Origin of the sequence: Rossellomorea aquimaris, assembly GCF_020172085.1 — a bacterium.
GTDB lineage: Bacteria > Bacillota > Bacilli > Bacillales > Bacillaceae_B > Rossellomorea > Rossellomorea aquimaris_E.
This window is the reverse complement of sequence record NZ_JAIVAT010000003.1, coordinates 1,205,365-1,219,460: the sequence shown is the minus strand read 5'-3', so window position 1 is coordinate 1,219,460 and position 14,096 is coordinate 1,205,365. Positions and strand designations below refer to the sequence as shown.

The 14,096-nt window shown below is 43.7% G+C and carries 16 protein-coding genes and 1 riboswitch; all 16 genes read right to left on the bottom strand.

Going from position 1 to position 14,096, the window contains the following annotated elements; all coding sequences use genetic code 11:
* Positions 1-9: 9 nt before the first annotated feature.
* Positions 10-1,146, bottom strand: a complete 1,137-nt coding sequence (gene sat / locus LCL96_RS07105) for a sulfate adenylyltransferase (protein ID WP_224940714.1) — start codon at positions 1,144-1,146, stop codon at positions 10-12.
* A gap of 43 nt (positions 1,147-1,189) precedes the next feature.
* A complete protein-coding gene (locus tag LCL96_RS07100; protein ID WP_224941325.1) occupies positions 1,190-2,212 on the bottom strand; it encodes an inorganic phosphate transporter in 1,023 nt (340 codons plus the stop codon).
* Between the two features lie 57 nt (positions 2,213-2,269).
* Positions 2,270-2,968 (bottom strand): phosphoadenylyl-sulfate reductase, encoded by a 699-nt coding sequence (locus LCL96_RS07095; RefSeq protein ID WP_224940713.1) that lies wholly within the window; start codon positions 2,966-2,968, stop codon positions 2,270-2,272.
* 102 nt (positions 2,969-3,070) lie between these two features.
* Positions 3,071-3,190, bottom strand: coding sequence for a YezD family protein (locus tag LCL96_RS07090; RefSeq protein WP_397550363.1), 120 nt, complete (start codon positions 3,188-3,190; stop codon positions 3,071-3,073).
* A gap of 122 nt (positions 3,191-3,312) precedes the next feature.
* A riboswitch (SAM riboswitch) is annotated at positions 3,313-3,418 on the bottom strand.
* Between the two features lie 191 nt (positions 3,419-3,609).
* The gene (locus tag LCL96_RS07085; protein ID WP_224940711.1) at positions 3,610-4,017 is read right to left on the bottom strand and encodes a MaoC/PaaZ C-terminal domain-containing protein; all 408 of its coding nucleotides are present in this window, start codon (positions 4,015-4,017) and stop codon (positions 3,610-3,612) included.
* Complete coding sequence (locus tag LCL96_RS07080) at positions 4,014-4,463, bottom strand: MaoC family dehydratase N-terminal domain-containing protein (RefSeq protein WP_224940710.1); 450 nt, start codon at positions 4,461-4,463, stop codon at positions 4,014-4,016. The genes LCL96_RS07085 and LCL96_RS07080 overlap by 4 nt, the downstream gene beginning before the upstream one ends.
* A 17-nt stretch (positions 4,464-4,480) precedes the next feature.
* Positions 4,481-5,239 (bottom strand): 3-oxoacyl-ACP reductase FabG, encoded by a 759-nt coding sequence (fabG, locus tag LCL96_RS07075; protein ID WP_224940709.1) that lies wholly within the window; start codon positions 5,237-5,239, stop codon positions 4,481-4,483.
* A gap of 21 nt (positions 5,240-5,260) precedes the next feature.
* A complete protein-coding gene (locus tag LCL96_RS07070; protein WP_224940708.1) occupies positions 5,261-6,436 on the bottom strand; it encodes an acyl-CoA dehydrogenase family protein in 1,176 nt (391 codons plus the stop codon).
* A gap of 22 nt (positions 6,437-6,458) precedes the next feature.
* The gene (locus tag LCL96_RS07065) at positions 6,459-7,433 is read right to left on the bottom strand and encodes a quinone oxidoreductase family protein (RefSeq protein ID WP_224940707.1); all 975 of its coding nucleotides are present in this window, start codon (positions 7,431-7,433) and stop codon (positions 6,459-6,461) included.
* An 11-nt stretch (positions 7,434-7,444) separates the two neighbouring features.
* A complete protein-coding gene (locus LCL96_RS07060; RefSeq protein ID WP_412103562.1) occupies positions 7,445-8,224 on the bottom strand; it encodes an enoyl-CoA hydratase/isomerase family protein in 780 nt (259 codons plus the stop codon).
* Between the two features lie 11 nt (positions 8,225-8,235).
* Positions 8,236-9,312 carry a phosphotransferase family protein gene (locus LCL96_RS07055; protein WP_224940705.1) on the bottom strand — a complete coding sequence of 359 codons (1,077 nt, stop codon included), beginning with the start codon at positions 9,310-9,312 and terminating at the stop codon, positions 8,236-8,238.
* 17 nt (positions 9,313-9,329) lie between these two features.
* Positions 9,330-9,746, bottom strand: coding sequence for an acyl-CoA thioesterase (locus tag LCL96_RS07050; protein ID WP_224940704.1), 417 nt, complete (start codon positions 9,744-9,746; stop codon positions 9,330-9,332).
* Positions 9,747-9,824: 78 nt separating this feature from the next.
* Positions 9,825-10,391, bottom strand: a complete 567-nt coding sequence (locus tag LCL96_RS07045; RefSeq protein ID WP_224940703.1) for a TetR/AcrR family transcriptional regulator — start codon at positions 10,389-10,391, stop codon at positions 9,825-9,827.
* Positions 10,392-10,425: 34 nt separating this feature from the next.
* On the bottom strand, positions 10,426-12,021 hold the full coding sequence (locus LCL96_RS07040) for a long-chain-fatty-acid--CoA ligase (protein ID WP_224940702.1): 1,596 nt from the start codon (positions 12,019-12,021) through the stop codon (positions 10,426-10,428).
* 50 nt (positions 12,022-12,071) lie between these two features.
* Entirely contained in the window at positions 12,072-12,821 is a 750-nt protein-coding gene (locus tag LCL96_RS07035; protein ID WP_224941324.1) for an SDR family NAD(P)-dependent oxidoreductase, read from the bottom strand.
* A 19-nt stretch (positions 12,822-12,840) separates the two neighbouring features.
* A complete protein-coding gene (locus LCL96_RS07030) occupies positions 12,841-14,070 on the bottom strand; it encodes an acyl-CoA dehydrogenase family protein (RefSeq protein WP_224940701.1) in 1,230 nt (409 codons plus the stop codon).
* Between the last annotated feature and the right edge of the window lie 26 nt (positions 14,071-14,096).

Here is a 14,096-nt window from a genome sequence, read left to right as displayed (position 1 = left end):
TCTGGGACGTTATTTTGATTCTTGTTTCAGCCCCTTGATTAATACATCTATTACTTCGGTACGACTGAAAGTGGATGGGGGAACCTCTCCGCTACGCAGCATGCCTCTCACTTTCGTTCCGGAAAGAATGACGTGATGTTCTTTCCCGTGAGGACATGTCTTCGTCGTCGCCATTCCTTCACATTTCTTGCAATAGAAGCTATGTTCGAAGCGAAGAGGGATAATCCCTATTTCATCTTCGGTAAACTGATCAAAGATTTTTTGTGCATCATATGTGCCGTAATAATCACCAACACCAGCATGATCTCTCCCCACAATAAAATGAGTACACCCGTAGTTTTTTCGTACTAACGCGTGAAAAATGGCTTCCCTTGGACCTGCATATCTCATGGCAGCGGGAAAGACTCCGAGAAATACCCGGTCTTTCGGATAATAGTTTTTTAATAACACTTCATAGCTTTCCATGCGGATTTTCGCTGAAATATCATCTGCTTTGGTTTCACCCACTAACGGATTCAAGAATAGGGCATCCACCGTTTCCAAAGCGGTTTTCTGGATATACTCATGAGCCCTGTGTACGGGGTTTCTTGTCTGGAAACCAACAATCGTTTTCCACCCTTTTTCATTGAACCATTGTCGTGTTTCAGCTGGATCAAATGTATACTCAGTGAAAGATTTAGACAGTCTTTTCACTAATGTAATCCTGCCTCCAACATAGACATCACCACGCTGGAATAATTTTTTTACACCAGGATGATCCTCATCGGTCGTTCCGTATACTAGAAGGGCTTCTTTATGTTTATCAGGTTCATATATATCCTCTACATCAATGAGTCCGTATGTTTCCCCTTTATATACAAGCCTGCTCTTCTGCCCTTTCTCCACGAGACCTGCTTGATTTTCCTCTATGGGCAGGGTGATTGGAATGCTCCATACACATCCGCTCTCAAGTCGCAATGATTCCACTACGGTCTGATAATCCCGTTCTGTCAAAAACCCTTCGATTGGACTATAGGCACCTATTGCAATGAGCTCCAAATCACTTAATGCGATTTCATCCAGTGGGATTTCTTGTTGAATATCTTTATATGGTTCTTTAGGTAAATAAGATTGAACCAAAACTCCTCCGTGCGGTTGTAAACTCATTCAAAATATCCTCCTTAACTTATTGTTTTAATCGGAATTAATATTAAATTCCCCCGCCGTCTTCGTGGACAGACCGTCTTTCCTCATTAATCACCCTCATGAGGGACAAAGCTCCTACCGTGGCAATGATGACACTTATCGGTACTACAATCGAGTACAAATCACTATCGATAACCAGCTTCACTAAGAAGTATGAAATACTGAGTGAAATCAAGGGAGAGACCACCCAGATTTTCACTATTTTTTTAACAATCTTTTTTTGCAGCATCTGCTTTCCGCTTTTAGCCACGCCTAAGCCAATGATGGAAGACGAAGTGACCTGTGTGAGGGGAATCGGCAATCCATACAGTGAGCTCACCATTACGAGGATCGCTCCTGTGGAGGAAATAACGATTCCTTCCGCTTTCGAGTATTGCGTAATCTTTTTTCCGTTTGTTTCGACCACTTTCTTTCCCAATAATACAGCCCCCAGTGCAACGAATAATCCGCCAATTAAGATCCCTCGTGAAGGGGACAACAAACCGGCCCCCACTAAAGGGCCAACAGCGTTTGCTACATTGTTCATTCCGGCAGAAAAAGCCTCAAAGAATCCTGAGATGATTAACAGGTACGCAAGCCATCTTTTTTCTAAATGGTACCCCCGTTTTTCAAGTCCCACTAAACATAAGCCGAAAAGCCATGTGACAACGAACGCGACAACCGGGACAATCACCCAAAATGACATGATTGTAATCAGTGATTTTACATAAAGAACCTGATAAGCTACTCCAACACCCACAACTGCTCCCACTGTCACTTCACTCGTCGATAACGGAATTCCGATGACATTTGCCAGAAATAGAGAAATCGTCGCAGATAACAAAATGATGAGGACGATTTTGATCGACAGCAGATTCTGAGGAATGATTCCTGAACTGATTGTCTTGACAACCTCTCCTCCACCCAGTACCGCTCCGCTAAGGACACCTGCGGCACATATCCATAATGCGGTCCTGATATTATTTATCGCTCCTGCACCATATGCGACTCCCATTGATGCAGCCGCTCCACTGGCACCAATGTTCATAGCAAAGAACAAACTAATGATAAGCGCTGTGATTTCAAGCAAGTATTGTCACCCATTTCAATGAAGGCCGCATTCTGTTTTTCCTTTTCCTTTCCATCTTCCGGAGCGGAGATCATTTATATCATAGGCTGGAGTTGTGCAATGGAAGCACCCTATACTCGGATACCCTTGATCGTGAAGGGTGTTATAAGTCAGATCATGTTTATGGACATATCGCCAAATCTCCTTCCACGTCCAGTGAATTAAAGGGCAAATTTTAATCGATTGAAATTTATCATCCTTATTGATGAATTCAACATGTCTCCTTGTGGGGGATTGTTCCCTTCTTAATCCCGATATCCAGGCATTCCCCTTGGACAGAGCATCCTTCAAAGGGTCAAGTTTTCGGATTTGGCAACACTTATTCGGGTTTTTCTCCCACAATTTATCTCCATATTCTTTGGCCTGTTCATCCATTGTCAACTCAGGTTTTTGCATTTGAATGTGTAGATCCGGATAAGCCTCTTTCACTTTTTCTATCGTTTCATACGTTTCCTTAAAATGTACGCCCGTATCGAGGAATACAATGGATGCCTTCGGTTGTACCTTGGAGATTAGATCGATGAGCACAATGCCTTCAATCCCGAAACTACATGCATATACCACTTTTTCACCATAGTGGCTGTACGTCCATTCCAGGACATTTAACGCCCCTTTGTAGACCGTATCCACTTCGAAATCCAAGTTTGGCTGTTTCCAAGTCTGATAGGTTAACATGATACACCCCTTTTCCTGATGCTTATCCAAATAAAAAGAGGCGATAACAAGATAAAGGGTGTCCCTTATCTTTGTTATGCGCCTCTAGTTTGTCTAGTCAGCTTATTTGATTCGGACTTTCTCATTTTTCTCTAATTGAATGACCTTCCCATCTTGAACGACAATCGTGATTGAACCATAGCTCATGGTTTCAAGCATAGACTGGATCTTCTCTGCTACCATGTCAAACTGTGCCTGATGGCTCTTTTCTTTTGTCATTTGATTCCCCCAATCTTCCACCATACCCATATGAAGAGTGAATAAAAAAACAACTTTCCGTTTTGGAAAGTTGTTCAGGTAAGAATACCTTATCTTCCAAAATGGCTTCACATTTTGCTGGAATTAGCACCTTACATAACGTAGGTTGCTGGGTTTCGCAGGGCCAGATCCCTCCACCACTCTGGATAAGAGTTATTAATTTTAATATTCTAAATAATATCACAATCCACCAAGAAGTCAACCCGAGTTTTTCGATCGGATTTATGTCTTTAGGCTCATTTTCTTGAGATTTCCATTCTTTTTATGTTTATTCGACCCCAGTTCGATTTACAACATTATTTTTAGAAAGCAATATGTCGTATATTTTGAACATCATTTTCTCTTCAACTAGTCAATAACTCAAAGACGACTTTACCCTCAATCACGGTTTTCTCGACTTGATTGGTTGCAGTAACAGTAAAATGGAGTGAGTTATCCTTTTTATCCACCATTTTAGCTCGTAAAGTAATCATATCATTCAACATGACCATCCCTTTAAAGCGTACAGTGTAATCCTTGATAAACCCTTCTTCATAATGAGGAGTGAATAGTTTTGACACATTGCCCATCGTCCACATACCATGAGCGATGATTCCTGGAAGGCCAAGTTTCAGGGCTTCCTCATCAATGGTATGGATTGGGTTATAATCCCCGGAAGCCCCTGCGTATTTGATCAGGTCAATTCTCGATACCGGTGCCAATTCAACCGGAGGCAGTGTATCCCCTATATGAATTGATTGTAGTGTAGTCATTTACTCAACCTCTTTCTGACTGCTTCTGTAATAATGACAATCGCTTGGGAAGTGAAAATCCTCTCCCCGTGCAAATCTACACCCACGTCTTCAATTACCAGAAAACCCAGAGCCCCGTCTGTCCCTTTCCGTTCATAATAGTCTTTAATTTCCGTGTAACATTGGATGCTTTCCCCTACCTTCAATGGCCTTACATAATGAAAGGATTGTTCACCGTGAATCAAACCAACGTTTGGTAAATGAAGGCCTTCGACCGATCCAAAGTCCAACACTCTTGGAAAAGTGGGAGGAGCGATGTTCCCTTCATACCTGGAGCGTTTCCCGGTAGCGTCATCCACATACAGAGGATGAGGGTCCCCTATGGCCTCAGCAAATTTACGAACCGCTCCTCTTTCTACCTGATTTTCAATGGGAGTCGAACGTTTTCCGATAAATGATTCAAACATATCCTGCACCTCTTTCTTTAGGCTTTCGGTCCCCCTGCAACGTAAAGAACCTGACCATTGACGAATGAAGATTTTTCATCTGCAAAGAAGGCCACTGCATTCGCTATATCTTCTGGCTGCCCGCTTCTTCCTACCGGGATTTCTTGAAGACTTGCTTCTACCAGTTGCTCGAATGTGATTCCGATTCGTTTCGCCGTCTCTTTCGTCATATCAGTTTCAATGAATCCTGGTGCTACCGCATTGGTCGTGATGCCAAACGGTCCGAGCTCAATGGCAAGAGTTTTCGTAAGTCCTTGAAGACCCGCTTTTGCTGTAGCATAGTTTGCCTGTCCACGGTTTCCGAGTGCAGAGGTGGAGGATATATTGATGATCCGTCCATACTTTTGTTTCACCATGTACACTTGCGCCGCCTTCGCTACATTGAATGAGCCTTTCAAGTGCACATCCATGACGGTCTGCCAATCAGGCTCGGTCATTTTAAATAGTAGATTATCCCTGATAACTCCTGCATTGTTGACGACGATGTCAAGGGAACCAAAGGATTCATACACTTCTTTGACCGCATGTTCAACTTCCTGTGATTCTACGACATTTGCAACTTTTGTATACAGTTCATAAGGTTTAAATATCTCACTTGCTTCATTCAACGCCTCTTCATTCACATCGATGATGGCCACCTTTGCTCCTTCTTCAGCCAGTAATCCCGCAATCGCCCTGCCGATCCCTCTGCTACCACCAGTCACCAATGCCACCTTACCTGCGAATCGTTTTCCCATTCCTATTGCCTCCTTATCAAATTATACAAATTGCCCCAGTTTCACATGTCCCTTTAATAAATTCCTTGAGATGATCAGCTTTTGGATTTCATCGGTCCCATCATAAATTCGCCATAACCTGGCTTCACGATACCAGCGTTCAATAGGAAGCTCTCTTGTGTAGCCCATCCCCCCGTGAATTTGCAGGACACGGTCGACAACTCGATTTCCCATATTGGATCCATAGAGTTTTGCCATGGACGCCACATGACGATTGTCTTCTCCTTGATCCAGCGTGTAGGCTGCATTTAACACGAGCCAGCGGGCCGCTTCAATTTCCACGGCAGAATCTGCAATCTGCCATTGGATGGCCTGCCGGTCGGCGATAGGTTTTCCAAAGGTTTCCCTTTCTTTCGAATAGTTGATGGCCATTTGAAGAAGGCGTTCTGCTGCTCCAACCGCCTGGGCACCTACGATCCAGCGGGCAAAACCGATCCACTCCAAGCCCAGGTCGTAGCCTCTATCGATTTCACCAAGGATGTTCTCCTCAGGAACCCTTACATCTTCAAAAATAAGGCTCGCCGGTCCCCATTCACCCATCGTATGGATATATTCGGACTTCCAGCCCATACTTCTATCGGCAATGAAGCAGGTGACCCCGTCTCTCCCGGTAAGCTGGTGTTTTTCTTTATCCGTGACGGCCATGACCATGACAAAATCTGCTTCGTTTCCACCGGTAATGAACGTTTTCTCTCCATTTAATATCCATTCGTTTCCGTCTTTCACTGCTGTGGTACGGATATTACGGGTATCAGATCCCGCTCCAGGTTCCGTCATGGCAAAACATGATTTCTTGTCTCCATTAATGGTTGGAATCAAGTAGTTTTTCTTCTGTTCTTCGTTGGCGTAATAAAGTATGTTATCCGCATAACCGCCAAAGGAGAATGGAACAAAGGTCTTGGAGATTTCCATATAGACGATGGCCATCATCATTTGACCGAGATCTGCCCCTCCGTATTCTTCCGGAGTGTTGATTCCCCAGAATCCAGCGTCCCTTGCCTTCATTTGCAGCTCTTTCCTTTTTTCTAGAGAGAGACTGGGCTTGCCTTCCCTTTCATTTCGAAGCACTTCATTTTCTAAAGGAATCAATTCTTTCTCTACAAATCGACGAATGGTCTTTTGAATCATCCTTTGTTCATCTGATAGGCGTAAGTTCATCTTTCTTCCCCCTTTTTAAAATTTATGGCTTCAGAATCACTTTTCCAACGGTTTGTCTTCCCTGCATGAGGGAATGAACCTTAGCTGCTTCTTCAAGCGGAAACACGTGACCGACTGTGACCTTTACATCACCATTCGCCACATAATGAAAGATCTCGTGAAGGGTTTTCTGGGTCAGTTCGGAATCTCTCATCAAAGGAGGAAGAAAGAAACCGGTAACCGACTGACTCTTGGCCATTAATGAAGATGGATAGAACCTACTTTGCTCGCCGCTTGCTACACCGTAAATGATCATTCTCCCGAAATAGGCGAGGCACTTTAATGTTTTATAAAAGACATCACCACCTGCCATCTCTAATGCGAGATCCACACCTTTTCCGCTTGTAGCATCCAAGACTTTTTTCTCCCAATCATCCTCTGTATAGTTGACTAATACATCTGCCCCCATTTCTTCTGCAAGGAGAAGCTTTTCTTCTGTGCTGGCAGTGGCGATCACTTTACCGGCACCGAATCGTTTGGCGAGTTGAACGGCAAAGAGCCCAACGCCACCTGCAGCTGCATGAATGAGGACGGTCTCACCGTGCTGTAATCTCCCAAGTGTTTTCAATATATGATACGCACTCAACCCCTGTACAGGAATCGCGGCCGCTTCTTTGAAATCCAAGCCATATGGAAGGGGGATGATCGATCGTTCATCTGTCAGGGCATATTCTGCATACCCTCCTGAATCCATCATCGCTACAACCCGGTCTCCTTTTTTGACCCTGGTCACACCTTCTCCGACTTCGGTTACAATACCGGATACTTCCGCTCCGGGAATGTATGGAAGGGGGGTCTTTACCACATATTGTCCTTCGCGCCGGGCAGTATCCGCATAATTGACAGCAGAGGCATGCACCTGGATCAATACTTCTCTCCCCCCAGGTGAAGGCATGTCAATATCCACATTCTTCAAAACATCGGGACCACCGAACTCCTTAAATTGGATCGCTTTCATCTGTACTCCTCCTAATTCCCCGAAAAGGATGGGGTTCTTTTTTCTTTAAACGCTGAAACTCCTTCTACATGATCTTCCGTTGATATCATCAGCGTTTGAGTGATTCTTTCCTGTTCCAATATTTCATCAAGTGTGGCAGTGTATGAACGATCAATCATTTTTTTCATCATTCCGTAGGCTTTGCTTGGCCCCGTAGCTAGTTTAGTAGCCAACTCCTTTGTCTCTTCCTCTAATCGATCAGCCGGTACCAGTCTATTGATCACCCCTAATTCATACATCCTCCGTGCAGATACAGGTTCTCCTGTAAAGAAGAACTCCTTTGCAAGATGAGGACCGATCAACCGTGGAAGAAAATACGAGCCCCCTCCATCAGAAATGAGCCCTACTTTAGAAAAACTCAGTGCAAATTGACTACTCTCAGATGCAATGATTAAATCGCATGCAAGAGCTAAATTAAATCCAGCTCCTGTGGCGAAACCATGGACGGCGGCAATGACCGGCTTTTCTATCTTCTTAATGGCTTTTATACAAGAATTTAGTATTCCGATATGTTCATAGACTTGGGCTGATGAAGCACTACCCATCGTTTTCACGTCTCCTCCGGCAGAAAATGACCTCCCGGCTCCGCTGATCACGATCGCCCTGATCTCCTGTTTTTGTTCAGCCTCTTCTAACGCTTCAATCATTCCAGTTAGCATGCTCTCATCAAATGAGTTTAAGCTGTCTGGTCTGTTTAAGATTAGATTCAACACCCGATCATTCTTTTCAACTAATAGTGATTGCATCGTAATCATCCCCTTTTTTATTCCTTGGAATTAAATGCAGCCTGATTACCCAGTGTAATCAAAGACTCGGCAAACCGATCGAATCGAGAAAAACGGGCATCTTTTGTCTGCCCCATCTTAAAGCGGTAATAGATTTGCTGTACAATAACTGCGAGTTTAAAGTAGGCAAAAGACAAATAGAAATGAATATGGTTTACGTCCCTTCCGCTTTTTCTGGCATATTCTTCGATAAATTGTCTTCTGCTATAAAAACCGTCCATCGTTGTCACTGGAGGCTTACCTAATCCGAATTTTAACAATTCAGGATCATCTTGCTGGATCCAATACCCCATGGCGACGCCCAAATCTGCAAGGGGGTCTCCGACGGTTGCCATCTCCCAATCAAATAACCCCACCATGGAAGTCAGGTCATTGGAAAACATGGCATTGTTTAATTTAAAGTCATAATGAATGATTGTCGATTCAGCATTTTCTGGAACGTTTTTGATTAACCACTGTGTCAGATGATTCACTTCACGAATCTCACTTGTTTTGGCCCGTTCATAACGATTGATCCACCCGTAAACCTGTCTCTCCATAAAATGTTCGGGTCTACTGATTTCATGAAGTGTTGTTTTTGTATGATCAATGGAATGAAGCTCGACCAATTTTGAAACCATTTCTTTCGAGATTCTCCCGCACATTTCAGGTGTCACGTCAAGATGAGGGGGGAAGGATGTATCAAATACTTCACCCCTTTTCCGTTCCATGATAAAGAATGGGCTTCCGACAATCTCTTCATTATCAGAGAATACATATGGTATAGGTGTAGCCTCGAATAAAGGTTGAACTTCTGAAAGGATTCTGAATTCCCTTTTCATATCATGTGCCTTCGGTGCGACCGGCCCTAAAGGGGGACGTCTCAAAACCCCTTCCCATTTCCCCATCGAGAGTAGATACGTAAGATTTGAGTGTCCTGCAGAAAACTGCTTAATACTCAATTCTTCTGGTTGCAAAAAGGGAAAGTGCTCAAGCAGGAAGTCCTTTAATCGGCTCTCATTTAATTCTTCTCCTTTTCGAACTGAAACGGTTTCATATTCTACCTGTTCAGTCATCTTAGCCCCTCCTAAATTCAAGAATATTCAGTTTTCTCAGAGCGAAAATGAGTGTTCAACTGAGTTTTTAATAAATCAGGGATTGCTTTACTTTGCTGTTCCTTGAAATCAAAGTAAACAATTACCGCGTTTCCTCTTGCAATCAATTGATGAGAATCCGCACACAAAATATCATGCTCTAACTGAAAGCTTTTTGATCCGATCCTGGAGATATAGGTGGTAATCTCCAGTTCTTGATTGAAATAACCCTGAGATACGAAATCACATTTGGTGGAAGCTAAAATAAACCGCCAATCCTTTACATCCATGTCGAATCCGATTGTTTGAAAGAAATGAATTCGTGCTTCTTCTAAGTAGACAAAATAGGTAGTATTGTTAATGTGCCCTAGCGCATCTGTCTCGCAAAATCTACTTTTTACCTTGATGGTTTCCATTTATCCGCCTTCTTCCTTTAAAAATACTAACCAGTCGGTATGTTAGAGGCAGAGGAATTGATTGAACCGCTCCCCCCTTTATTCTGATTCAATTCCTTTTAAGACCATATCGACAAACGTACCTGCTATTTCTTTATCCGTTTTCTCCCCACCCGGCTTATACCATTGATAGCTCCAGTTCATCATGCCGAGTATACCGAAAGCGACAACGGAAACGTCAAAGTCGTTTCGGAAATCTCCGGACTTTCTTCCTTCTTTCAAGAGCTTTTCAATGTTGTAGCGGTACATATCACGTTTTGGTTCGATTTGGTCCAGGCTCTCATTACTAAGATGTCTCATCTCCCTAAAAAACACTTTGGCACTGGCTCCCTGCTCTTTGATGTCCACAATGGAAAGATGAATGATATCAAAAAGTTTCTCACGGAATCGTTTGCTGTCATCTTCCAGTATTCTTTCCTGCTTGGACAATAAGCCATCTATATATCTAAGGTGAATTTCCTTTAAAAGCTCTTCTTTACTGGAGAAATAATAATAAAATGTACCTTTTGTCACTCCGATCGATTCGACTATGTCCTGAATGGAAGTGACGGTAAAGCCTTTTTCATCAAATAACCGCACTGCTTGTTCTGTCATTTTTTCTTTCATATGAAGTCCCCTCAATCTGCAAATATCAACTGAATTATATCACACTTTCCCGGAGGGCCCTTCTTAAGATCTTCCCTACACTCGTCTTTGGAAGTTCATTCCGAAATTCGATGATCCTTGGTACTTTGAATGAAGACATATTCTCATGGCAAAACCTGATCAATTCTTGTTGTGACACCTTTTCCCCCGACTTTAACACGATCACGGCTTTCACGGTTTCTCCCCGATAGGAATCCGGGACCCCAATCACGACAGCTTCCTGTACGCACGGATGTTCATAGATGACTTCTTCCACTTCCCGGGGATACACGTTATATCCTGAAGCAATGATCATGTCTTTTTTGCGATCTACTATCGATACATACCCTTCTTCATCCATCCGGGCAATGTCTCCTGTGTAAAGCCATCCATCACGAAGGGCATTGGAGGTTTCTTCGGGTAAGTTCCAGTAGCCCTTCATGACTTGGGGGCCTTTTATGATTAGTTCTCCTATATCACCAGGAGGAACTTCCTTCGTACCAGTAGCCAAATCAACTACCTTATAATCTGTAGATGGGAGGCCGATTCCGACGGTTCCAGGCTTTCTTTCTGCAAATGCGGGATTACAATGGGTCGTCGGAGACGCTTCGGACAAACCATACCCTTCCAATATTTTTGCTCCTGTTTTCTTCTCGAATTGGTTTAATAGCTCCACAGGCATGGGAGCACTGCCGCTATTGCATAACTTGATCGAATCAATTCCATATTCTTCTGCATAGGGGTGGTTGGTAATCGCCACATACATGGTCGGCACACCCGGAAATAGCGTAGGTTTCTCCTTCTTAATCGTTTCTAACACTTCTGAGACCTCGAAACGCGGCAGCAGGATCATTTCATTCGCAGAATAGATGGAAAAATTCATGCATGAATTCATACCAAATACATGAAAGAAGGGAATCACACTCAGACTTCTCTCTTCCCCTGTTTTAATACTATCTTTAAAAAAGTTTTGACTCTGTATGACATTTGAAAGAATGTTGCTATGCGTAAGCATCACTCCCTTTGACACGCCGGTCGTTCCACCCGTATATTGAAGAACAGCCACATCTTCTGGCTGTATGGATATAGGAGCAAGCCCTTCGTCTCCATCCTTAAAGAATTCATCAAACGTGTAGTCCTTATCTGGTGTTTCACTTTGGAAGCTGACTACGATGATCGTTTTCACCTTTGTTTCTTTTTGAATGGACTTTATGATTCGATAATAGCGGTCTAATACAACGATTGTCTCAGCCCCTGAGTCATTTAGTAAGTGAATGAGTTCCCTTTCAACGGACATCGGATTCACCTGTGTGACAATACCACCTACGGTAAGGATTCCATAATATGAAATGACATATTGTGGACAGTTAGGGAGCATGATGGCAACCCGGTCTCCTTTCTTTGTCCCTATTTGCTGGAGGGAAGAAGAAAACAATGTAACGGCACCTTGAAGTTCACCATACGTCATGCGCTTTTGATAGAAGCTTATACAAGGATGCGCAGGGTACTTGGAAGCAGTTTGTTGGAGCATATCAGGTATTGAGAAATCAATTGCCGGGATATCAGTTTCGAACGATTCAGGGTAATGAGCGTGCCAGGATTTAGTTGTCACAGTATCATTCATTCCTTTCGTTTCAAATTATTCATACACCTCTGTCTTGTCTAATAGATTAATCCACCACCATCTACTGATAATGTGGCTCCCGTGATAAATGATGCTTCATCCGAAGCCAGAAACAAAATCGCAGATGCCACTTCATCCGGGTTTCCAATCCTCCTGAGGGCATTGGATTGAGAAATGACTGACCATTTCCTTTCATCCCTCTTCCACCCCTCAATGATGTTCGTATCGATGACACCAGGAGCTACAGCATTCACCCGGATACGATCTTTTCCGTACTCCAGTGCGGCATTTTGTGTCAACAACACCACACCGCCTTTTGCCGCATTATAGGCTGATACGTATTTTCTTCCCTTCAATCCGAGAAGACTGGAAACGTTCACGATGACCCCACCCTTTTTCACCAATTCCGGTACAGCATATTTCATCCCCAGGAATATGCTTTTTAAGTTGGTATCAAGGACATCATCCCATTCTGATTCTTCTAAATCGACACCTCTGACTTCCGACTGTCCGATTCCGGCATTGTTAACGAGAATATCCAGACTTCCAAACTGCTCGACCGTATTATGTACGAGCTTTTGAATGCTTCCACTTTCTCTTACATTTGTCCTTACATACAGTGCACGCCCATTTTTTTCCTTGATGAGTCTTACTGTTTCTTCCCCACTCGATTCATCCAAATCTGCCACGACCACAGATGCCCCTTCCTCAGAAAACCTTAGAGCTGTCGCCCGTCCAATTCCACCGCCTCCTCCTGTTATGATCGAAACCCTTCCCGATAGCCTCATATTCAATCACTCTCACTTCTTAGCTCTCTACCAGAGAGGCTTTTTGATATTTTTTCAGTTCTAATTTTGCGAGTTGTGCACGGTGTACTTCATCGGGCCCGTCGGCAAGACGTAATGTACGGGCATTCGCCCATTGTGCAGCCATGGAATGATCTCCTGATACCCCTGCAGCCCCAAATGCCTGAATGGCGCGATCTATCACCCGTAAAGCCATCGAAGGAGCCACAACCTTTATCATTGCTATTTCCTGTTTAGCTAGTTTATTCCCAACGGTATCCATCATGTAAGCGGCTTTCATGGTCAGCAGTCGTGCCTGTTCGATTTCAATCCGTGAATCCGCGATCCATTCCCTGACTACCCCCTGACTTGAGAGCGTCTTACCAAACGCTTCTCTATCTTGAACACGCTTACATAAATCTTCAAGCGCTCTTTCCGCTGCACCGATTAGACGCATGCAATGATGGATCCTGCCTGGACCTAATCGACCTTGGGCAATGGCAAAACCTTTCCCTTCTGCCCAAATGATATTCTCAAGGGGCACCCGCACATCAGTAAAGGTGATTTCCCCATGACCATGAGGAGCATGATCATAACCGAAAACAGGTAGCATCCGTTCGATTTTCACACCCTTCGCGTCCAGAGGTACGATAATCATGGATTGTTGTTCATGACGATTTGCATCAGGGTCTGTTTTTCCCATCAAAATTGAAAACTGGCATCGGGGATCTCCAGCACCGGAAGACCACCATTTCCTGGCATTTATGATGTATTCATCTCCATCCCGTACGATACTTGACTTAATGTTTGTTGCATCAGATGAAGCGACATCAGGCTCGGTCATGGAAAAGCATGAGCGAATTTCACCGTTCAGGAGCGGCAAAAGGTATCGCTCCTTTTGAGCAGAAGACCCATACCTCTCTAACACTTCCATATTCCCTGTGTCGGGGGCACTGCAATTAAACACTTCCGGTCCAATCAGGGACCTCCCCATGATTTCACAGAGTGGTGCGTACTCTACATTGTTCAGTCCAGCGCCAAGGTCACTCTGTGGAAGGAATAAATTCCACAACCCTTGTTTCCTTGCTTCGGATTTTAACTCCTCCATGATGGGCGGGACGGCATTCCAGCGTGTTTCTTGCTTATTAAGCTGTTCATCATATAGTGATTCATTCGGGTATACGTAATCTTCCATAAAACGGGATAGTTTATTTTGATATTCTTGTACTTTTGAAGAGTAGGAGAAATCCATGACATCCATCCTTCCTTATTGAATAA

Coding starts and splice junctions, on each gene's coding strand:
- sat (WP_224940714.1), bottom strand. CDS start 1,146: ATGAGTTTACAACCGCACGGAGGAGTTTTGGTTCAATCTTATTTACCT.
- LCL96_RS07100 (WP_224941325.1), bottom strand. CDS start 2,212: ATGAACATTGGTGCCAGTGGAGCGGCTGCATCAATGGGAGTCGCATAT.
- LCL96_RS07095 (WP_224940713.1), bottom strand. CDS start 2,968: ATGTTAACCTATCAGACTTGGAAACAGCCAAACTTGGATTTCGAAGTG.
- LCL96_RS07090 (WP_397550363.1), bottom strand. CDS start 3,190: ATGGTAGCAGAGAAGATCCAGTCTATGCTTGAAACCATGAGCTATGGT.
- LCL96_RS07085 (WP_224940711.1), bottom strand. CDS start 4,017: ATGACTACACTACAATCAATTCATATAGGGGATACACTGCCTCCGGTT.
- LCL96_RS07080 (WP_224940710.1), bottom strand. CDS start 4,463: ATGTTTGAATCATTTATCGGAAAACGTTCGACTCCCATTGAAAATCAG.
- fabG (WP_224940709.1), bottom strand. CDS start 5,239: ATGGGAAAACGATTCGCAGGTAAGGTGGCATTGGTGACTGGTGGTAGC.
- LCL96_RS07070 (WP_224940708.1), bottom strand. CDS start 6,436: ATGAACTTACGCCTATCAGATGAACAAAGGATGATTCAAAAGACCATT.
- LCL96_RS07065 (WP_224940707.1), bottom strand. CDS start 7,433: ATGAAAGCGATCCAATTTAAGGAGTTCGGTGGTCCCGATGTTTTGAAG.
- LCL96_RS07055 (WP_224940705.1), bottom strand. CDS start 9,312: ATGACTGAACAGGTAGAATATGAAACCGTTTCAGTTCGAAAAGGAGAA.
- LCL96_RS07050 (WP_224940704.1), bottom strand. CDS start 9,746: ATGGAAACCATCAAGGTAAAAAGTAGATTTTGCGAGACAGATGCGCTA.
- LCL96_RS07045 (WP_224940703.1), bottom strand. CDS start 10,391: ATGAAAGAAAAAATGACAGAACAAGCAGTGCGGTTATTTGATGAAAAA.
- LCL96_RS07035 (WP_224941324.1), bottom strand. CDS start 12,821: ATGAGGCTATCGGGAAGGGTTTCGATCATAACAGGAGGAGGCGGTGGA.
- LCL96_RS07030 (WP_224940701.1), bottom strand. CDS start 14,070: ATGGATTTCTCCTACTCTTCAAAAGTACAAGAATATCAAAATAAACTA.